Source organism: Arthrobacter sp. 01N442, assembly GCF_056399345.1.
On the sequence record NZ_JBFTRD010000001.1, the window covers coordinates 487,796 to 506,699 of the forward strand.

Genomic DNA, 18,904 nt, shown 5'->3' on the forward strand with positions numbered 1-18,904 from the left:
CGGCCATCTGTGGCGAACCGCCGGGGTGGAGTCACGGGCGTTACTCGGCGCGGGGGGAACCGAGTCCACGCATACGACACATATGGCCGCTATGAGCCCGCGTTCGCGGCCATCTGTGGCGAACGGCCAGGGTGGAGTCTCGGCAAACTCGGCGCGCAGACCAACTCCACCCATTCACCACCCCTGGCCGCAAAAAGACCGACTCGGGGAACCGGGGCCGCCCATTCGCCAAGAAGGGCCGCTAAGAGCCCGGGTTAGCGGCCACCTGTGGCGAACCGCCGGCTTGGCTCATGGACGAACCCCGACGCGGCGAACCCGCGGCAACCCCGGAACGAACCCCGAACCAGCCCGCCGCCGCTACATCCCCGAGTTGAGGTTCAGGATATTGCCCTCGCTGTCCAGGAACCACGCTGCGGAGCTTCCGTCCGGCAGGGTGGCAATGCCGTCTTCGGTCTTCAGGCCCGGGAAGTCGTAGTCCTCGAAGACCACCCCTGCCCCGCGGAGCTCGGCGACCGCGGCCCGGACGTCGGGAACCATCCAGCCCATCTGGGTATTCTTGGCCGATCCGGCGTTGGGCGTCTGGTACAGCATGAACCTGCTGCCGGCGCCGCACGTGTATTGCAGGTTGTCCTCGGCACCCGGATTATCCGGTTCGAGTCCGAGCTTGTCGCGGTAGAAATCGCGCGCGCGGGCGAGGTCCGCGGCCGGCAACACGGCGCCGACCGGCTGGTCTTTGAGCATGGCACATCCCTTTCCAGGCCCTTCCCCCGGAACGCATACTACTCCTTCGCCTAGACTGCTCCCATGCCTATCGTGCCCGATCAAAAAGACTGGACCTGGGTGCTCTCACGGCCCTGCCCCGAGTGTTTTTTCGACGCCTCCGCCTGCACCCCGGCGACGGCGCCGGGAAAGCTGGCCAGCATGCTGCCGCGCTGGCGTTCCGTGCTTCGGCGCCCCGATGCCGCTGTGCGCCCGGACGAGGACACCTGGTCGGCCCTGGAGTACGCCTGCCACGTCCGGGACGTGTTCACGCTGTTCGACCACCGGCTCGACCTCATGCTCACCGAGGACGACGCCCGCTTCGAGGACTGGGACCAGGACCGGACCGCCCTGGAACAGGACTACGCCGGCGCCGACCCCGCCGAGGTAAGCACCACCCTGACAGCCGAGGGTGAACAGATCGCCGCGTCCTTTGGCCGGGTGCCGGAGCAGGACTGGGGCCGGAGAGGAACGCGCAGCAACGGGTCGAAGTTCACCGTGCTGACCTTCGCGCAGTACTTCATGCACGACGTCGTACACCACCTCCACGACGTGGATGGATAGCATGTGGACGGATAGCCGGCGAAGGCAGGACGGATAGCTGGCCCGCTACAGCTCCTTGTCCCAGGCCATGCTGCGGTTGACCGCGACGTATCCCATCTTGGTGTAAAGCGCCAGGGCTCCGGTGGGATTCTCCGAGTCGACGTCGAGCGAAGCTTTATCCATTCCTGCCGCGGCGAACCGGCGCATGGCGTCGGCAAGCAGCGCCTTGGCGATCCCCCGGCCCCGGAACTCCCGAGGCACCCCCAGCAGGTCGGTATAGCCTTCCTTGAAGCCGCGGTCAGCTGCGTTGTCGGCGTCGTGGCTGGCGATCTGGTAGCCGGCCACCTTGCCGCTGGACTTCTCGACGACGACGCCGCTCAGGTCCGGCCGTGCCTGCGGATCGTTCACCACAAACCTCCAGGCCTCCTCGTCGCGGGGCTCGCTGCCCCAGTGGTCCCGAAAGGCATCGTTGTGGGCCAGCCTCACGGCCTCGTGCAGCGCCGGCCCGAAGCCCACGAGCTCCAGCCCGTCGTCCAACTCCGGCACGGGGAAGGCCTGGGCCAGCGGCCGGTGCATCTCGTTGTAGTAGCGGACAACCCGGTAGCCGCGGCCCTCGAAGAGTGCGGCCTGGTGGGTGTGCTGCTCTTCCATGTAGACACGCAGCCGCGGCCCGGCAGGACCGCCGTCGTCGGCGAACCGCTGGAGGGTCCGGGCCTCCAGCCAGCCCAGGAGCCCGGATCCGACGCCCCGGTGCTGCCAGTCGGGGTCCACGCAACCGAATCCGACGGCCTTGTCCCCGTCAGGGTTCTTGGTGATCCTGGCATAGGCGCGTGCGACTCCGTGGCGGTCGAAGCCGAGGACGCTGTTGTCGCCCACCGGGTTGGTCCGGGACTCGAGGAGCTGGGCCAGGTCTTCGCGCCGCTCAAACCAGACTGGCCGCTCCACGGCGGCTGTCCGGGCGATCAGGGCGGCCCAGTCCTCCAGCTCGGCGCTGCCGGCCGGCCGCCAGTCCAGGCGGGGGTCGAGGCTAGCCTCCGGTCCGCTGTGTCCAGTCATGGCTACAGGCTAACGGCGGCCCTACCCCCGCGCCAGCACCGGTTCGGCCTGCGACGCTGCACGGTCCAAGCCATTGGGAGGGGAAGCCATTTTCCGCGCCGTCGTCAGGGTTATGAACCTGGAGTGACAGCGATACGGAGCTGCTCATAGCGTTCAAGCAGGGCCCGTTTTTCGGCGCTGCTGTATTCGTGGTGGTCGATGCTCTCCCGAAGTTCCGTGAGCCGGGTTTCGAGGGCGGCGCGCCGGGCACCCCGGCGGTCGCACCAGCTGACTTCTTCGAAGAGCGCCAGCAGTCGGTTTCCAACGTCGGCGTCCTGCATGCCGTAGTGCCGGATCTGCGAAACGGCAAGGGAGAGGTAATGGTCAAAGCCGGGCTTGGCGAGGATGGCACGGATTACGCCGTCGTCGTCGTTCGCGGCATCGTCGCGCAGTTCCCGGCCGGCCAGCACGCACAGCAGGCCGGAGAGGTGGCCTATGACGTGCACAGCCGTCGTCGGGTCGTTCGTCCCGGGCGACAGGGCACGGGCACCGACGTCGGCCAACTGACGGAAGCCGAAGGCGGGATCCTGATCGTTCGTGCGCTCAAAGCCTATGGTCACTGCGTCGCCAAGTCGCCGGGTGAGGTCCTCGAGCTCGGCAGCCGTGAACTCTTCGCGCTCCCCTGCCGCCCAGACGGTGGCAAAGGGAACGCCGGCAATCAGGGATTCCCCGGGCCATGCGTCGATCCGGATGATGGCGCCGGCAGCCCGGGCGACGTCGACCACTGCTACTGCGTCAACCGAGTTGAGAAAGCCGGACGAACCGGCCGCCAGGCGTGCCGCGGCGGGCCCCGCGGGCTGGCTTGATCCGGGGGCCGGGTCCTTGGGAATCACGCGCTCGATCGTGGCGGCGGTTTCGGCATGGACGTTCTTCATCATGGTCTCGACCCGGATCTCCCGGGTCAGGTGCGCCAGGAAAAGGACCAGGCCTACAACGCTGGCCAGGGCTAGGAGGAAGGCCACCGTTACCGCAATATCGGGGACGAACTCGTCCCGGCTCTCAGCGGAACTTCGAACACTCCGAAGGACCGTCAACGCATAGGAGAAGGTCCCCAGGAACAGCGCCAGGGTCCAATGCACGAAGCTGTCGCTGGTGAACGTGCGTAGCAGCCGCGGGGAGAACTGGCTGCTGGCCAGCTGGAGGGTCACGACGGTGAGGGAGAAGGTCAGGGAGGTGACGGTGATGAGGGATCCGGAGATGGCCTGCAGTACCGCGCGGGCGGCTTCCGGTCCGCCGCTGAAGAGGTAGTTCTCCAGCGCCCCCGGCATGCGCTCGTCCAGCAGGTTGTCGAGCGCGGGCAGCCCGACGCCCAGCGCCACGGCCAGGGCCACGGCGAGGACCGGGATCGGCCACAGTCGGGCGCGGAAGGCGGCCCGGATTCGCCGAATCATACTGTTGACTGCTGGCGGTCGGCGGCGTCGCCACTGTTGTCGCGGCGTTTGACGGCCCACCACTGGGCCAGGAAGATGGCCAGGGCCAGGGCGGCGCCCACACCCAGGGTGAGCAGGTCCTGCTCGGCCTTGACGAGAACGAACGCCCCCAGGACAGCGAGGTCCAGGATGATCGCGACGGCGGGAACCCACCTCGCGGCCTCGATGTCCCGGTGCAGGTGACGGATGACGCCCGAGTGCACGGCGATGTCCATGCTGATATACAGCAGGGCGCCGAGGGAGGCTATCTGGCTCAGGTCGAAAAAGACGGTGACCAGGATCGCCAGGCCGGCGGTTATGAGCAGGGGCTGGTGTTTGACCTTTCCCGGAAGTGCCGGAGCCTGCTTCATCTCCTGGAGCATCGCGTAGAGCCTGGACACTGAATATAGGCTGGCGAGCAGGCCGGAGAGCGTAGCGACAACGGCCAGGGCGATGGTCAGGCCAACCCCCCAGGTGCCGAAGAGCGGCTCGGCGGCCCGTGCCAGGGCGTAATCCCGGGCCTTCATGATTTCCGGGACGCTCAGGCCGCCGGTAACCGACACCGTGAGCAGCAGGTAGATGACCGTGCACAGCGCCAGGGAAATGATGATGGACCTGCCGATGTTCTTTTTGGGCTCTTTGATGTCACCGCCCTGGTTGGTGATGGTGGTGAACCCCTTGTACGCCAGGATGCAGAGCGTTGTGCCGGCCAGGAAGCCGAGAATGCCCTGCTGCGGAGGTTCACCCGACCCGCCGGTGAGCGCAGTCCCGAGCGAGGACCAGCCCGAGGCCAGCAGGCCCGCGATCGCCAGCGCCGCGATTCCGACGATCTTGGCCGCGGCCGTGACGGTCGCCGACCGCTCCACCAAGGTATTGCCGAACACGTTGACCAGAGCGGCGGCGGCAATCGCCGCCACACCCAGGGCCGGCACCAGCAGCGTTGAACCCTGCAGGCCGAAGGGCCGAAGCAGGTAGGTGCCAAAGGTCCGGGCTAGGAGACTCTCCGCGACCACCATGGATACATACATAAAGAGCGAGAACGATCCTGCAATGACACCGGGTCCGTAAGCAGCCTTGAGCAGCATGGCGATGCCGCCGGAGGACGGGTTGGCTCCGGAGTATTTCACATAGGAGTAGGAACTGAAGGCGACCACGACCGCTCCGGCAAGAAACGCCGCTGGCACCAGGCCCCCCGCGAGGCCGGCCACCTGGCCTACCAAAGCGAAGATCCCTGCTCCAACCATCACCCCCGTCCCGAGGGAGACGGAACCGGCCAGGGACAGCTTCTCTGAATCATCAGCCATGACGACGAGTCTAGCCGCGGCGGTGGAGCCGCCCGGCCCGGGCCTGACCAGGATAGTTGCCAGGCGAGGTCCTTGGAGCAAAGAATGAATCAGCGGGTTCCAGAAATCGACGGCGCTTCCTGCGCCGCTTCCTGGGCCCGGCCGATCCGGTTCGCGGTGGAGGCGCGCCATGAAGGCTGTGGTTGTGGGGGCTGGCATTGCGGGCCTCGTCGTGGCGCGCCAGCTGGGTATGGCCGGCTGGGACGTCGAGATCCTCGAAAAATCGGCCGCTCCGCGTCCCGACGGCTACATGATGGATTTCTTTGGTCCGGGCGTGGAGGCCGCGGAGAGGATCGGCCTCTCCCCGCGGCTCGCCGCCGTCGCCTACCACGTCGAGGCGGCTGAGTATGTCGATGTGGCGGGACGCCCCACGGCCAGCCTCGACTTCGACCAGTTTGCCCGGCTCGCCGGCGGCAAAGTCCTCAGCCTGCTGCGCCCCGACATGGAGCGCGCCGCGCTCGCTGCGCTCGACGACGTACCCGCCGACAGGGTGCTGGTGCGGTACGGGGTGCCGGTTTCCCGGGCGTGGGAGGAGAACGGCGGCGTGCGCGTTGTCGTCGGCGGCCAACTGGAGCAGACCCTCACCGCGGACGTTCTCATCGGGGCCGACGGCATCCACTCCAGCGTCCGGGCCCTGATTTTCGGTCCGGAGGACGAGTACCTGCGCCCGTTGGGCATGCGCGCCGCGGCCTGCATCGTGACCGACCCGGGACTGAATGCCCGGTTCCGGAACCGGTTCGTCCTCACCGACAGCATCGGCCGGCTCGTCGGGCTCTACAGTCTTCGCTCGGATCAAGTGGCAGCTTTCCTGGTTTACCGGCATGCCGTTGAGGCGGCAGGGCAGTTGCGGTCCGAGGCGCCGAGGGAGCGGCTGCGCCGTGAGTTCGCCGGGCTGGGTACGGCGGTCGAGAGACTGCTGGAACTTTGCCCCGAACACCCGTACGACGATGTGGTGGCACAGATTGTGATGCCGGGCTGGACGCGTGGGCGGACCGCCCTGGTGGGTGACGCCTGCGGGGCGGTGTCGCTGCTGGCGGGCGAAGGCGGTTCGCTCGCCATTGCCGGATCGGCGTTGCTGGCGGACATGCTGGGGCCAGTGGCCGCAGCCGAGGGAATCAGCCCTGCCCTTGCCGGATTCGAACGGCGCTGGAGGCCGGTGGTCGAGGAGGCCCAGGCCGCTGGCAGGCGCGCCGCTGCCTCGTTCCTGCCCGCGAACCGGACCCAGCGCCTACTGCGTCGCTGGGTCATCCGGGCCAGCCATCTGCCCGGCATCGACCGGCTAGTGGCCCGCCAGATCGTTGGCCGGATCGCAAAGTGAGCCGTTCTTGACCGCTTACCCATGACGGGACCAGACTGGGCCTGCGCAGCTCCGCTACTGCGGCCACTGCCGAGGCATAACGCCGGCTTCCGTGAAAAATTCGAGCAACTCGACGAACAAGTGTCCGGCGGCGGCCCTACCTCCGCGCCAGCACCCGCTCCGCCGGCGCTGAACCGGTCCGGTCCAGATTCAGCAGGGCGTCATCCGGGCTGATGTCGTCCGGGTTGTGCGTCACCAGCACCACCGTGCGGCCGGTCAGCCCACGCCGGAGCTCGGCCAGCATGTCCCGGCCCGCCTGGGCGTCCAGGTGCGCCGTGGGCTCGTCCAGCAGGATCACGTCGGCGCCGGTGAGCAGCGTGCGTGCCACCGCCAGGCGCTGGCGTTCGCCGCCGCTGAGGAAGGCGCCGCCGGGCCCGATGGGCGTATCCAAGCCCCGGTCGAGCCGGCCCAGTAGCGGCTCCAGCCCGACGGCGGACAGTGCCTCCACCAGCCGCCGCTCCAACGCCTGCGCCCCGGCAGTCCGGACGGACGCAGCGGCCCCGTCTGTCGCCCCGGGGGCGGGCCGCTCCCCCTCCGGCAATCCCAGCATCAGGTTGCCGCGGATAGTCGAGTCGAAGAGGTGCGCCTCCTGCGGACACCAGGCCGCGCGCCCGGTCCGATAGAGCCGACCGCCGACCGCTGGCAGGAAGCCGAGCATAACGGCCAGCAGCGTGGACTTCCCGGAACCGGAGGCGCCGGTCACGGCCAGCCAGCGGCCGGGTTCGGCGCTGGCGGTCAACCCGGTGAACACCTCCGCGCCGCCCGGCCACGCGGCCGCCAGCTGGTCGAGTTCCAGGCCGGGCCGTCCGCCGGGCCTGGAACTCGACCAGCTGGCCGCCGGAACAGGACCGCCGGAATCGTCGGGCTGCTCGGCAGCGAGGACCCCGGACCCGCCGACGCGCCGCAGCACCAAGCGCAGCGCAGGAAACTGGCGCACCGCCGTCGTAATGGCCGAGTACGGTTCCACGAGGGCCAGCTGCAGCAGCACGACGACGGCGACGAGCGCCGGCTCGGCAGCCCCGCTGAGGGCCAGCGGTGCCGCCAGGACCGCACTGGCCAGCGCCGCGGCACCGCAGGCCAGCACGGTGAGTCCCTGACCGAGGCCCTCCGCCAGGGCCTGGCGCTGCGAAGCCGCCGTCGCGGCCCGGTCGTCCCGATGGATAGCCGTCAGAACCGGGGCACCCACGCCGTTGGCGTGCAGTTCGGCGCGGGCATCCAGCGCCGCGGCCACCCGCCGCAGCACACCGGAGCGCAGTTGCTGCTCGGTGCCGGCGGACATCCGGTCCGCGAGCAGCGCCAGGGCCGGCGAAGCCACGAGGCTGACGAGCGCGGCGGCAATGATGGCGGGCAGCGCCGCCGGGAGGAGCAGGCCGACGCCGGTGACGGCCGCTGCGCCGACGGCCACGGCGGTCAGCGGCGGCAGCACTACCCGCGGCAGCAGCTCGCGGACAGTGTCGACGTCGTCCACCACGGCGCCCAGGACGTTGCCGCCCTGCAGGAGCCGCCGCAGCGACAGGGCCCGCCGGCTCAGCGACTCCCAGAGCCGGCCGCGGAGCCGGGTGAGGGCGGTGAAGATGGCGTCGTGCAGGAGCAGGCGTTCGGTGTACCTCAGCGCCGCGCGGCCGACACCGAAGAAGCGCACGCCCACAATCGCGGTGAGCAGGTACAGGATGGGCGGCTCCTCGCTGGCCCGGATGATGAGCCAACCGGACAGCCCGGACAAGGCGACGGCAAACAGCGCGGCCAGGACCCCGACCACGCCGGCAGCGGCGAATTTACCGGCGACCGGGGCAAGCAGCCGGCGCAGCTCGGCGGCCGCAGTTCCAAAGCGGTCAGTTCCGGCGGCCAAGGTTGCGGCCTCGGCGCCGGTGTTGGCCGGTACGGCGCCTTCGGGCGCTTCCGGCGTGACGGCCTGGCCGTCCGGGGTGCCGTAACCGGGCGCCGGAGCCGGCATCGCGGCCGCGGAAACGGCCACGGAAACGGCTCCGGCCCCGGCAGGTCCGCCGACGGTCACCAGCCGGTCCGCGAGTTCGCGGGTCTGCCGGTCGTGGGCCACCAACAGCACCGTGGCTTTGCCGCGCAATCCGGAGATGGTGCGGCTGACGGCGTCGGCGGACGCCCGGTCCAGGTGCGCGGTGGGTTCATCCAGCAACAACACCGTGGCACCGGCAGCGATCCGGGCCAGTCCCCGGGCCACGGCCACCCGGCGCAGCTCCCCCGGACTGAGTTCGGCGGGATGCTTGGCGGCGAGGTGATCGGCGGCGCTGGCGGCCAGGCAGCGCCGGGCCTCGGCGGCGCCCTGATCCGGGGACCGGTCCGGGTCGGCGCCAAGGTAGAGCAGGATCTCCGCCAGCACGGTGGTCTCCACCATCACGGGGTGCTGCGGCACCCAGGCGATGTCCGCCGTCGTGAACCCCTCCACCCGCCCGGTGACCTCCGCGCCGGTGCCGTCGCCGATGGTGCCGGCGAGCACGCCCAGCACGGTGCTCTTGCCGGCCCCGCTGCGGCCGTCCAGGGCGGTGATTACGCCGGGGGCGGCGGTGAAACTCAGCGGTCCGACGGCCGCCTCCGCCCGGCCGGCGTAGCGCACGGTCAACTCCCGGACCGTGACGGCGGGCGGAGCAGCCGCCGGCCGGGCGGCGTCGCGCGCCGTGGTTGCGACGAGCGGAGAGGCCTGGGCGGCGTCGAGGACCTTCGTGGTGTCGGCGAGCGCCGCACGACCCTCGTCGCTGGCGTGATGGGCGGTGCCGAGTTCGCGCAGCGGGAGATAGCAGTCGGGGGCCAGGATCAGGGCCAGCAGTCCCGCTTCGAGCCCCATCTCCCCGTGCACCAGGCGGACGCCGATGAAGACGGCCACGACGGCGACGGAGATGGTGGCGATGAGCTCCAGCGCCAGGGCGGAGAGGAAGGCGGTGCGCAGGGTGCCCATGGTCTTGGCGCGGTATTCCTCCGAGATGTCCTCGAGGGCCTTGCGTTGCGCGGCGGCACGGCCCAGGCCCACCAGCACGGGCAGTCCCTTGGCGAGTTCCACCATGTGCCCGGAGAGCCGGGACAGGGCGGACTGCGCTTCACGGACCCGGTCCTGGGTGTAGCGGCCGATCAGGATCATGAACAGCGGCACGAGCGGGACGGTCAGGACGATCACGACGGCGCTGACCCAGTCCGCGAAAAGGATCCGCGCCCCGAGCAGCAACGGGATCGCGGCGCAGTTCACCAGGGCCGGCAGGAACTGGGTGTAGTAGTTGTCCAGGGCGTCCAGTCCCCGGGTCGCCAGCACCGCGAGCCCGCCGTCGGCCGGGCCGGCGGTGCGGGTCCCGGTGTGCAGGGCTTGTTCCAGCAGCTCTGAGCGCAGCTCCTCCTTGACGCCCAGAGCGGCGCGGCGTGCTGCCACTGCCTGGGCCCACACGGTGACCGAGCGCAGCACCACTCCGGCCATCCCCCAGCCCAGCTGTTCGGCCCACGCGGGGTTGTGGGCCATCAGCCCGGCGAGCACAGCGGCGACCGCCTGCCCCATCAGTACCAAGGACAACGCCTTGAGGGCGGCCAGCAGCCCCAGCAGGTAGAGCGCGGATCGGGTGGCGGGTCCTGCAGGGAACTGCGGTCTCATCGGCGGCTAGTCCTTCGGCGCCAGGGCCTTGGCGGCAATCGCGGGCAGGAAGCTGTGCGCTTCGGGAATGTGGGCGGCGCTCACCCGGCGCCGGAACACCCAGTAGGTCCAGGCCTGGTAGGAGAGGACGAGCGGCAGCCCGATGCAGGCCACGATGGTCATCAGGCCGAGCGTGTAGTCCGAAGAGGAGGCGTTGGCCACTGTCAGGCTGAAGTCCGGGTTGAGGGTCGAGGGCAGCACCACCGGGAAGGCGGCGCCGAAAATCGAGGCGCTGCCGAGCAGCAGGAACACGCCCAGCGACAGGAAGGCCCTGCCCTCGGCGCCGCCCCGGGCGAAGTTCCAGGCCAGGGCGGCCGCCACGACGGCGCCGACGACCGCGGCCACGGTCCAGGCCTTGCCGCTTTGCAGCTGCAGCACGATCGCCCAGCCGGCGATCGGCAGCAGTAGCACCGGCAGCAGCCGGACAAACCATGCCCGTGCGCGGTGCCGGACGTCGCCGTCGGTCTTCAGCGCCAGGAACGCCAGCGCGTGCAGCAGCGAGAAGCCGACGACGGCGAGCCCGCCGAGCACGGCGTAGGGGCTGAACCAGGCGAACGGGCCGCCCTCGCGGTCACCATTGGCGTTCAGCGGCAGCCCCGTGGTGGTCAGCGCTAGGGCCGCGCCGACTCCGAATGCTGCGACCAGGGATCCCAGCGCGATCGCCCAGTCCCAGCGCGCACGCCATTGCGGGGTGTCCACCTTGCCCCGGTATTCGAACGCCACGGCGCGGAAGATCAGCGCCACCAGGACCACCAGCAGGGGCAGGTACAGGGCGGAGAACAGGGAGGCGTACCAGAGCGGGAACGCCGCGAAGGTGGCGCCGCCGGCGGTGAGCAGCCATACCTCGTTGCCGTCCCAGACCGGGCCGATGGTGTTGAGCAGCACCCGGCGTTCGGTGTTGTTCCGGGCGAAGGCCTTCATGAGCATGCCGACGCCCAGGTCGAAGCCCTCCAAGAAGAGGTACCCCGTCCACAGCACCGCGATGGCAATGAACCAGATGGTGGGTAGCAGTTCCATGCTGAATTTCCTCTGCTTCTTGTTCGGGGGCCGTTAGTAGGCGAAGGCCAGGACGTCGTCGGACTCGGGCTTGCCGGGGGTTCCGCCGGGAGGGGTCTTGTCCTCGTTTTCGTCCGCCGGGGCGTGCGCGAGCTCGGGCATCGCAGAGACCACACCGCCGCGGATGTACTTCACCAGCAGCTTCACTTCCACCACCAGCAGCACCGCGTACACGGCGGTCAGCACCACGAGGGAGGTCAGCAGTTCTCCTGCGGAGACGCCAGGGGAAACGGCGGCGGCGGTGAACATGAAGACCTGGTCGATGCCGCTGGCGTCCGGGTTGGGAGCGACCACGAAGGGCTGCCGGCCCATTTCGGTGAAGATCCAGCCGGCGGCGTTGGCGCCGAACGGGGCCAGGATGCCGAACACGGCGAGCCGCATCAGGCCGCGGGAGGCGGGAACGGTTCCCTTGCGGGTGACCCAGAGGGCCAGAAGGGCGGCCAGGGCTGCCACGCCGCCGAAGCCGATCATCATCCGGAAACCCCAGTAGGTGACTTCCATGACCGGGACGTACTGGATTTCCTTGCCGGCGCGGTCGCCGTAGATCGGGCTGTCCGGCAGGTGGGTGCCGTAGTCCGCCTTGTACGTCTCCAGCAGGCTGTTCACGCCCTTGACCTCGGTGTTGAAGTCGCCCTTGGCCAGGAAGGACAGGATGCCGGGAACCTCGATCACGGCGACGACGTCGTCGCAGTTCTTGGAGCCGACGTTGCCGACGCTCAGGATGGAGAAGCCGGTGCCGTCGTGGCAGGCCGCCTCGGCGGCGGCCATCTTCATGGGCTGCTGCTCAAACATTAGCTTGCCCTGCAGGTCGCCGGTGATGGCGGTCCCGGCGAAGGAGATCATGGCGACGACGGCGCCGATTCGCAGCGAACGGATCCAGACGGCGTGGTCCGCGCGGTCCCGGCCGGGGATCTCCGACTCGCCGGGGATCACCTTGCCGTCGGCTCCCACGGTGTCGATGCCGTCGTGGCGGCGGCGCCACAGGTGGTACCAGGCGATGCCGAGGAGGAAGGCCCCGGCGACGGCAAGGGCGCCGAAGAGGGTGTGCGGCACGGCCACGAGCGCCGTGTTGTTGGTGAAAACGGCCCAGGCGTCGGTCATTACGGGGCGCCCGTCAATCATCTCGACGCCCACCGGGTGCTGCATCCAGCTGTTGGCCACAATAATGAAGTAGGCGGAGAAGACCGAGCCGATGACAGCGATCCACAGGCAGGCCAGGTGGACGCCGCGTTTGAGCTGCTTCCAGCCGAAGATCCAGAGACCCAGGAAGGTGGATTCCACGAAGAAGGCCAGCAGCGCCTCCATCGCGAGCGGGGCGCCGAAGACGTCCCCCACGAAGCGGCTGTACTCGCTCCAGGCCATGCCGAACTGGAATTCCTGCACGATGCCGGTGGCCACGCCCATGATGAAGTTGATCAGGAAGAGCTTGCCCCAGAACTTGGTCATCCGGAGGTATTCCGGCCGGCCGGTGCGGTACCAGAGGGTCTGGATCACCGCCACCACCAGGCCCAGGCCGATCGTGAGCGGCACCATCATGAAGTGGTAGACGGTGGTGATGCCGAATTGCCAGCGTGCGATTTCCAAGGCGTCCAAGGCAGTCCCTTTGGCTAGGTTCCCGAGAGATTTCTACGTTACGTAGAAATAGTACTTCTACAGAGTGTAGAACAAGTTCAGATCCTCACGCACCCCAGCGTGGCACGGCGCGCCACGCCCCGCAATGGAACATCGCACCTCCGTCCGGGGCGTCATGACCCGGCCCGGACGCCGGCCGCGGGCTCGGCCCGCTCGCCGGGCCCTCCGCGCCCGAACGCCGCCGGCGACACGCCGCGGCGGCCCTGTTCTACCTCATGTAGAAACTAGGCGCAAAAAGCGGTAAATTTAATGCTGAAGTATCCGGCAAACCCCCGGGGCGGGACCACCGCCCCGGGGCGCTCTCAAGAAGGACATACGGAATGGCAAGTCTCGGCGAACTGGAACGGGCAGTGATGGACCTGCTCTGGGCAGGCCAGGAAGCTGCGACTGCGAACACCCTGCGGGACCTGCTCGCGCAGAGCACGCAGGCGGCGGGCGGTTCGGCCGGCCACGAGGGCAAGGACCTAGCTGTCACCACGGTGCTGACCGTTCTGTCCCGGCTGGAGCGCAAGGGCTTGGTGGAGCGTGAACGCGGCACCCGCCCGCACCGCTACCAGGCCGTGTCCAGCCGCGCGGACCACACCGCGGAACTGATGCACGAGGTGCTCGGCTCCGCCCCTGACCGGGAGGCGGTCCTGGCCCGCTTCATTGGCTCCGTGTCCGCGGCCGAGGCTGAAACGCTGCGCAAACTGCTGGAGCACAGCTAACACCGGATGTTCTGGACCTCATACTTTCTGGCGGTCCTGGCGATAGTACTGGCGTGGCCGGTCCCTATCCTCCTTTCGCGTGCCCATTGGCCCGCCCGCTCCCCATTCACGGCCATGCTCCTCTGGCAGGCAATCGCCCTTGCGGGCGGTCTGTCCATGATTGGCGCCATGCTGGTCTACGGCCTGGAACCGGTCGGGGACAACCTGCTGGCCGGCCTCCGCGCGCTGGCCGGCATGGTGCTGCGCAACGAACCGACCACGGCCCTCGGCTTCTGGCACATCTTCGCCCTCTCTGCCGCGGCGCTGTTGAGCGCCCACCTGGTCTTTACCCTGCTGCTGACCTATTACAAGATCCAGCGCCAGCGGCGGCGGCACCGCGAACTTCTCGCACTGCTCGCGTCACCGTCGGCCGACGGCCCGCGGACTATGGTGATCAGCCACGACTCCCCCGTGGCCTACTGCCTGCCCGGCGGCGCCCGCTCCGTCACGGTGCTCTCCGACGGGCTGATGGCCGCCCTGGAACCGGACGAACTGCGTGCCGTCCTCAGCCACGAGAACGCCCATCTGAGCCAGCGCCACCACCTGCTGTTGTGGGCGTTTGCGGCCTGGCGCCAGGCGCTGCCGTGGTTGCCGACCACCCGGCTCGCGCAGGAAGCGGTCAATTCGCTGATCGAGATGCTCGCCGACGACGTCGCCCTTAAAACCGAAAGCAAAGCCACCCTGATCAAGGCGATTGCGATCGTCGCCAACGGCTCGGCAGCCGCCCCGGGAGCCTCGGCGGCGCGGATGGCGTTCGGCGCCGGGGAAGCCGACGCCGCCCAGCCCGGGGCCACCGGCGGCGCCGGCGCCCTGGTGACTACTGCTACGCGGGTCAGCCGGCTGCTGTCGCCCCAGCCCCCGCTGCCGGAGGCGCTGCGCCTCGGCGTGCTGGGCGCCTGCGTGCTGCTGCTGGCAGTGCCCACGGCGCTGCTGATCGTACCCGGCTTGCTGGGCTGAACCCGCTGCCCGGCCCGAGGGTCGGGACAGGCCCGCTCAGGCGTCGATGCGTTCGCGGTCCAGGCTCGCCGCGCCTGCAATGATGAAGTCCTTGCGCGGCGCCACGTCGGAGCCCATCAGCAGGTCGAAGGTTTCCTCGGCCTGCTTCGCGTTCTCGATCCCGACCTTGCGCAGGGTGCGGTGCCGCGGGTCCATAGTGGTCTCGGCGAGCTGCTCGGCGTCCATTTCGCCCAGGCCCTTGTAGCGCTGGATCGGCTCCTTGTACCGTTTTCCTTCCTTGGCGAGCCGGGCGAGCAGCCCGTGCAACTCCGCTTCGGAGTAGGTATAGATCATCTCGTTGGCCTTCTGGCCCGCGTTGATGACCTCCACCCGGTGCAGCGGCGGGACGGCGGCAAAGACGCGGCCCTCATCGATCATCGGGCGCATGTAACGGAAGAACAGCGTCAGCAGCAGGGTCCGGATGTGGGCGCCGTCGACGTCGGCGTCGGTCATCAGGATGACCTTGCCGTAGCGCGCGGCGCTGAGGTCGAAGCTGCGGCCGGAGCCGGCACCGACCACCTGGATCAGCGCGGCACATTCGGCGTTGGACAGCATGTCCCCCACCGAGGCCTTCTGGACGTTCAGGATCTTGCCGCGGATGGGCAGCAGCGCCTGGAAGTCCGAGGACCGTGCCAGTTTGGCGGTGCCGAGCGCGGAGTCACCTTCGACGATGAACAGTTCGGAGCGTCCGACGTCGTCCGTCCGGCAGTCCGCGAGCTTGGTGGGCATCGAGGAGGTTTCGAGCGCGTTCTTCCGGCGCTGCGTCTCCTTGTGGACGCGGGCCGAGATGCGCGATTTCATCTCGCTGACGACCTTTTCCAGCAGGAGCGCGGACTGGGCCTTGTCATTGCGGTTGGAGGAGGTGAGCTTGGCGTTGATCTCCCGCTCCACCACCTTGGCCACGATGGCGCGGACGGCCGAGGTGCCCAGGATCTCCTTGGTCTGGCCCTCGAACTGCGGCTCGGCGAGGCGGACCGTCAGCACCGCGGTCAACCCGGCGAAGATGTCGTCCTTCTCGATCTTGTCGTTGCCGGCCTTGAGCTTGCGGGCGTTGGTTTCCACCGCCTTGCGGAACGTCTTGAGCAGGGCCTGTTCGAAGCCGGACTGGTGCGTACCGCCCTTGGGGGTGGAGATGATGTTCACGAAGCTGCGCACGGTGCTGTCGTACCCGATGCCCCAGCGCAGCGCGACGTCCACCTCGCAGTCGCGCTCCACTTCGGCCAGCTGGCTGTGGCCGCGCTCGTCCAGGACGGGCACCGTTTCCTTGAACTTGCCGGCGCCGTGCAGGCGCCAGACGTCGGTCACGGCCGGATCGGCGGCCAGGAACTCAACGAACTCGGAGATGCCGCCGTCGTGGTGGAAGACTTCCTCGTGCGGACCGAACTCGCCCGGGGTGCCGGCGACCTTGCGCTCATCCCGGACGGTGAGCTTCAGGCCGGGGACCAGGAAGGAGGTTTGCCGGGCTCGGGCCGCAAGCTCGTCGTAGGAGAACTTCGCGTCCGGCGTGAAGATCTGGCGGTCGGCCCAGTAGCGGATCCGGGTTCCGGTGACACCGCGCTTGGCCTTGCCCACGACGTCGAGCACGGACCCGTCGACGAACGGCTCGAACACGGCCGCCGGATCCGGCTTGGTGCCCGGGTCCTTGAACCGGCCCGGCTCGCCACGGCGGAAGGACATCTTGTAGGTCTTGCCGCCGCGGTCCACCTCGACGTCCAGCCGCGAGGACAGGGCGTTCACCACCGAGGCGCCGACGCCGTGCAGGCCGCCCGAGGCCGTGTAGGAACCGCCGCCGAACTTGCCCCCCGCGTGCAGCTTGGTGAAGACCACCTCGACGCCGGTAAGCCCGGTCTTCGGTTCGACGTCGATCGGAATGCCGCGGCCGTCGTCGTGGATCTCAACCGAGTTGTCCGCGTGCAGGATGATCTTGATGTCATGGCCGAAGCCGGCCAGGGCTTCGTCGACCGAGTTGTCGATGATCTCCCAGAGGCAGTGCATGAGCCCGCGCGAGTCCGTGGAACCGATATACATACCCGGGCGCTTGCGGACGGCTTCGAGGCCTTCCAGCACGGACAGATGCCGGGCGGTGTAGTCAGAACTTGGTGCCACGGGACGGAAACTCCTTCAGGGATGAAACATAGAGACGCTCTACCTAGATTAGTCGGCCCAGGGCCCGACGCCGGGTTGCCACTCCCCGGGAAGGACAAGACCGCGGGCCACACCGGGGGCAGCACTGCCGACGCCGCCGCAGCAGCCGTTATTGAGCCGTGATACGCGGACAGCGAAAGTGTCCCATCCTTGCCATGGAACGGCAGCGAATGCTGGTTATATAGATGTATCGATCTACTAAGGAGGCCGAACATGACAACAGCAGTTGCGGACCGCACACTCACCACCGTTGACCGGTGCGACCGTTGCGGAGCTCAGGCATACGTCCGGGTTGTTCTCGGAGCCTCCGGCGGTGAACTGCTCTTCTGCGCTCACCACGCACGCGCCGTAGAACCGAAGCTTCGGCCGCTCAGTTCCGACTGGCATGACGAGACGGACCGCCTCAACGAGAAGGCACCGGTTCCGGTCGACTAGACGTCCACACAGCGATCTCGGATGAGATCCGCCGGCAGGGCCCCTCCATTGCGGAGGGGCCCTGCTGCTTTAACTTTCCCCGGGTGCTTAAGGAAAAACAGCGCGGGGCCACCTCCTGCCCGTCGATCCGAGGATCGTGGGGGAAGTGGCCCCGCGCTGCGTGAGCCGGCGCTCCGGCCAGGTCGCTTAGTCCAGGTAGTCGCGCAGCACCTGGGAGCGGGAGGGGTGGCGCAGCTTGGACATGGTCTTCGATTCGATCTGGCGGATGCGTTCGCGGGTCACGCCGTAGACCTTACCGATTTCGTCTAAAGTCTTCGGCTGTCCGTCGGTCAGGCCGAAGCGCATGGCGACGACGCCCGCCTCACGCTCGGAGAGCGTGTCCAGGACCGAGTGCAGCTGTTCCTGCAGCAGGGTGAAGCTGACGGCATCGGCCGGAACAACGGCCTCGGAGTCCTCGATGAGGTCACCGAATTCGGAGTCGCCGTCTTCACCGAGCGGGGTGTGCAGCGAGATCGGTTCGCGGCCGTACTTCTGGACTTCGACGACCTTTTCCGGGGTCATGTCCAGCTCGAGGGCCAGCTCCTCCGGGGTGGGTTCGCGGCCAAGGTCCTGCAGCATCTGGCGCTGGACGCGGGCCAGCTTGTTGATGACCTCCACCATGTGCACCGGGATGCGGATGGTGCGGGCCTGGTCGGCCATGGCCCGCGTGATGGCCTGGCGGATCCACCAGGTGGCGTAGGTCGAGAACTTGAAGCCCTTGGTGTAGTCGAACTTCTCGACCGCACGGATCAGGCCCAGGTTGCCTTCCTGGATCAGGTCCAGGAACAGCATGCCACGGCCGGTGTAGCGCTTGGCGAGCGAAACCACGAGACGGAGGTTCGCCTCCAGCAGGTGGTTCTTGGCGCGCTTGCCGTCGTGGATCACGAACTCAAGTTCGCGCTTGAGCTTGGGGTCCATGGACCCGTCGTCGGCCGCGATCTTCTCCTCGGCGAACAGCCCGGCCTCGATCCGCAGGGCCAGGTCGACTTCCTGCTCGGCATTCAGCAAGGCAACCTTGCCGATCTGCTTCAGGTAGTCCTTGACCGGGTCGGCGGTGGCGCCGGCGGACATGACCTGCTGCACCGGGGCGTCGTCGTCGTCGGCATCGGAGTAGACGAAGCCGGAGCCGGTGGTGGCTGCTGCCGCCTTGCCGGCTACCTCCTCGCCGTCCTCACCGAGTTCGGCGGCGTCGGGGGTTACTTCGTCGAGGTCCTCGTCGACCTCGACGTCGTCGGAGTCCTCGTCGCGGGACTTGCTGGCGGCTTCTGCCGCTGCTTTGGCGCCGGGCTTGGGCCCGCGCTTCTTGGGCTCAGGCTTGGCGACTGCCGAGGCGGTGTCATCACCCGCTGCGGAGGCTGCGTCTTTTGCTGCCTTGTTGGCTGCACGCGTGGCGGCACGCTTTGCGTTTGCCGCCGCCTTCTTCTCCTCGGGGGACAATACGGCCTGGTCGGCGGGTTCCTTCTTCGCGGAAGACGGGGTCACAGAAAACCTTTCTAGCGGCGGTCTGTGGAATCACCATACGGGCAACACCACTATGACCCTGTCAAGTCCGTGTTTCACATCAGGCGCAATCACGTCCAGCAGAGCCACTAAGTAGAACTGCCGGGGCGACCGTAATGTTCCCTGTTTCCAAGGTTCGCTACACGCACTCGATACACGGACCCAACCGGGTCTCGCCAACCATTGTCTCACGATTTTCCGGA

The 18,904-nt window shown here is 68.4% G+C and carries 14 protein-coding genes; 5 read left to right on the plus strand and 9 right to left on the minus strand.

Annotated elements, in window-relative coordinates; all coding sequences use genetic code 11:
* Window positions 1–357 precede the first annotated feature (357 nt).
* Window positions 358–741, minus strand: a complete 384-nt coding sequence (locus AC1DNC_RS02220; RefSeq protein WP_476860919.1) for a VOC family protein — start codon at window positions 739–741, stop codon at window positions 358–360.
* 63 nt (window positions 742–804) lie between these two features.
* Here AC1DNC_RS02220 and AC1DNC_RS02225 point away from each other — a divergent pair, with 63 nt between their 5' ends.
* On the plus strand, window positions 805–1,323 hold the full coding sequence (locus AC1DNC_RS02225; RefSeq protein ID WP_476860920.1) for a DinB family protein: 519 nt from the start codon (window positions 805–807) through the stop codon (window positions 1,321–1,323).
* Window positions 1,324–1,368: 45 nt separating this feature from the next.
* Here the strand turns inward: AC1DNC_RS02225 and AC1DNC_RS02230 are convergent, their stop codons facing one another.
* The 3 genes from AC1DNC_RS02230 to AC1DNC_RS02240 form a co-directional block, all read right to left on the minus strand.
* Window positions 1,369–2,358, minus strand: a complete 990-nt coding sequence (locus AC1DNC_RS02230; RefSeq protein WP_476860921.1) for a GNAT family N-acetyltransferase — start codon at window positions 2,356–2,358, stop codon at window positions 1,369–1,371.
* Between the two features lie 110 nt (window positions 2,359–2,468).
* Window positions 2,469–3,788: a DUF2254 domain-containing protein gene (locus tag AC1DNC_RS02235; RefSeq protein ID WP_476860922.1), complete on the minus strand. Its 1,320-nt coding sequence runs from the start codon at window positions 3,786–3,788 to the stop codon at window positions 2,469–2,471.
* Window positions 3,785–5,110, minus strand: coding sequence for an APC family permease (locus AC1DNC_RS02240; protein ID WP_476860923.1), 1,326 nt, complete (start codon window positions 5,108–5,110; stop codon window positions 3,785–3,787). Before AC1DNC_RS02240 ends, AC1DNC_RS02235 begins: the two co-directional genes overlap by 4 nt.
* 169 nt (window positions 5,111–5,279) lie before the next feature.
* On the opposite strand from AC1DNC_RS02240, the gene AC1DNC_RS02245 reads away from it, so the two are divergent.
* Window positions 5,280–6,467 carry an FAD-dependent monooxygenase gene (locus tag AC1DNC_RS02245; protein WP_476860924.1) on the plus strand — a complete coding sequence of 396 codons (1,188 nt, stop codon included), beginning with the start codon at window positions 5,280–5,282 and terminating at the stop codon, window positions 6,465–6,467.
* 136 nt (window positions 6,468–6,603) lie between these two features.
* Here the strand turns inward: AC1DNC_RS02245 and cydD are convergent, their stop codons facing one another.
* Genes cydD through AC1DNC_RS02260 form a run of 3 tightly spaced genes read right to left on the minus strand, consistent with a single transcriptional unit; the run spans window position 6,604 to window position 12,801 of the window.
* A complete protein-coding gene (cydD, locus tag AC1DNC_RS02250; RefSeq protein ID WP_476860925.1) occupies window positions 6,604–10,113 on the minus strand; it encodes a thiol reductant ABC exporter subunit CydD in 3,510 nt (1,169 codons plus the stop codon).
* Between the two features lie 6 nt (window positions 10,114–10,119).
* On the minus strand, window positions 10,120–11,169 hold the full coding sequence (gene cydB / locus AC1DNC_RS02255; RefSeq protein ID WP_476860926.1) for a cytochrome d ubiquinol oxidase subunit II: 1,050 nt from the start codon (window positions 11,167–11,169) through the stop codon (window positions 10,120–10,122).
* Window positions 11,170–11,202: 33 nt separating this feature from the next.
* Entirely contained in the window at window positions 11,203–12,801 is a 1,599-nt protein-coding gene (locus AC1DNC_RS02260) for a cytochrome ubiquinol oxidase subunit I (protein ID WP_476860927.1), read from the minus strand.
* Between the two features lie 359 nt (window positions 12,802–13,160).
* On the opposite strand from AC1DNC_RS02260, the gene AC1DNC_RS02265 reads away from it, so the two are divergent.
* Together AC1DNC_RS02265 and AC1DNC_RS02270 are read left to right on the plus strand one after the other, a co-directional pair.
* The gene (locus AC1DNC_RS02265; protein WP_476860928.1) at window positions 13,161–13,547 is read left to right on the plus strand and encodes a BlaI/MecI/CopY family transcriptional regulator; all 387 of its coding nucleotides are present in this window, start codon (window positions 13,161–13,163) and stop codon (window positions 13,545–13,547) included.
* A gap of 6 nt (window positions 13,548–13,553) precedes the next feature.
* A complete protein-coding gene (locus AC1DNC_RS02270) occupies window positions 13,554–14,543 on the plus strand; it encodes a M56 family metallopeptidase (RefSeq protein ID WP_476860929.1) in 990 nt (329 codons plus the stop codon).
* Window positions 14,544–14,579: 36 nt separating this feature from the next.
* On the opposite strand, the gene AC1DNC_RS02275 is transcribed toward AC1DNC_RS02270, so the two are convergent.
* On the minus strand, window positions 14,580–16,688 hold the full coding sequence (locus AC1DNC_RS02275) for a DNA gyrase/topoisomerase IV subunit B (protein ID WP_476860930.1): 2,109 nt from the start codon (window positions 16,686–16,688) through the stop codon (window positions 14,580–14,582).
* A 252-nt stretch (window positions 16,689–16,940) separates the two neighbouring features.
* Between AC1DNC_RS02275 and AC1DNC_RS02280 the strand changes: the two genes are divergently transcribed.
* Window positions 16,941–17,162 (plus strand): DUF7455 domain-containing protein, encoded by a 222-nt coding sequence (locus AC1DNC_RS02280; RefSeq protein ID WP_476860931.1) that lies wholly within the window; start codon window positions 16,941–16,943, stop codon window positions 17,160–17,162.
* Between the two features lie 186 nt (window positions 17,163–17,348).
* Here the strand turns inward: AC1DNC_RS02280 and AC1DNC_RS02285 are convergent, their stop codons facing one another.
* Window positions 17,349–18,683: an RNA polymerase sigma factor gene (locus AC1DNC_RS02285; RefSeq protein ID WP_476860932.1), complete on the minus strand. Its 1,335-nt coding sequence runs from the start codon at window positions 18,681–18,683 to the stop codon at window positions 17,349–17,351.
* Window positions 18,684–18,904 lie beyond the last annotated feature (221 nt).

Bases quoted from the DNA above. Each gene is read 5' to 3' on its own strand.
- AC1DNC_RS02220 (WP_476860919.1), bottom strand. From the start codon at position 741: ATGCTCAAAGACCAGCCGGTCGGCGCCGTGTTGCCGGCCGCGGACCTC.
- AC1DNC_RS02225 (WP_476860920.1), top strand. From the start codon at position 805: ATGCCTATCGTGCCCGATCAAAAAGACTGGACCTGGGTGCTCTCACGG.
- AC1DNC_RS02230 (WP_476860921.1), bottom strand. From the start codon at position 2,358: ATGACTGGACACAGCGGACCGGAGGCTAGCCTCGACCCCCGCCTGGAC.
- AC1DNC_RS02235 (WP_476860922.1), bottom strand. From the start codon at position 3,788: ATGATTCGGCGAATCCGGGCCGCCTTCCGCGCCCGACTGTGGCCGATC.
- AC1DNC_RS02240 (WP_476860923.1), bottom strand. From the start codon at position 5,110: ATGGCTGATGATTCAGAGAAGCTGTCCCTGGCCGGTTCCGTCTCCCTC.
- AC1DNC_RS02245 (WP_476860924.1), top strand. From the start codon at position 5,280: ATGAAGGCTGTGGTTGTGGGGGCTGGCATTGCGGGCCTCGTCGTGGCG.
- cydD (WP_476860925.1), bottom strand. From the start codon at position 10,113: ATGAGACCGCAGTTCCCTGCAGGACCCGCCACCCGATCCGCGCTCTAC.
- cydB (WP_476860926.1), bottom strand. From the start codon at position 11,169: ATGGAACTGCTACCCACCATCTGGTTCATTGCCATCGCGGTGCTGTGG.
- AC1DNC_RS02265 (WP_476860928.1), top strand. From the start codon at position 13,161: ATGGCAAGTCTCGGCGAACTGGAACGGGCAGTGATGGACCTGCTCTGG.
- AC1DNC_RS02270 (WP_476860929.1), top strand. From the start codon at position 13,554: ATGTTCTGGACCTCATACTTTCTGGCGGTCCTGGCGATAGTACTGGCG.
- AC1DNC_RS02280 (WP_476860931.1), top strand. From the start codon at position 16,941: ATGACAACAGCAGTTGCGGACCGCACACTCACCACCGTTGACCGGTGC.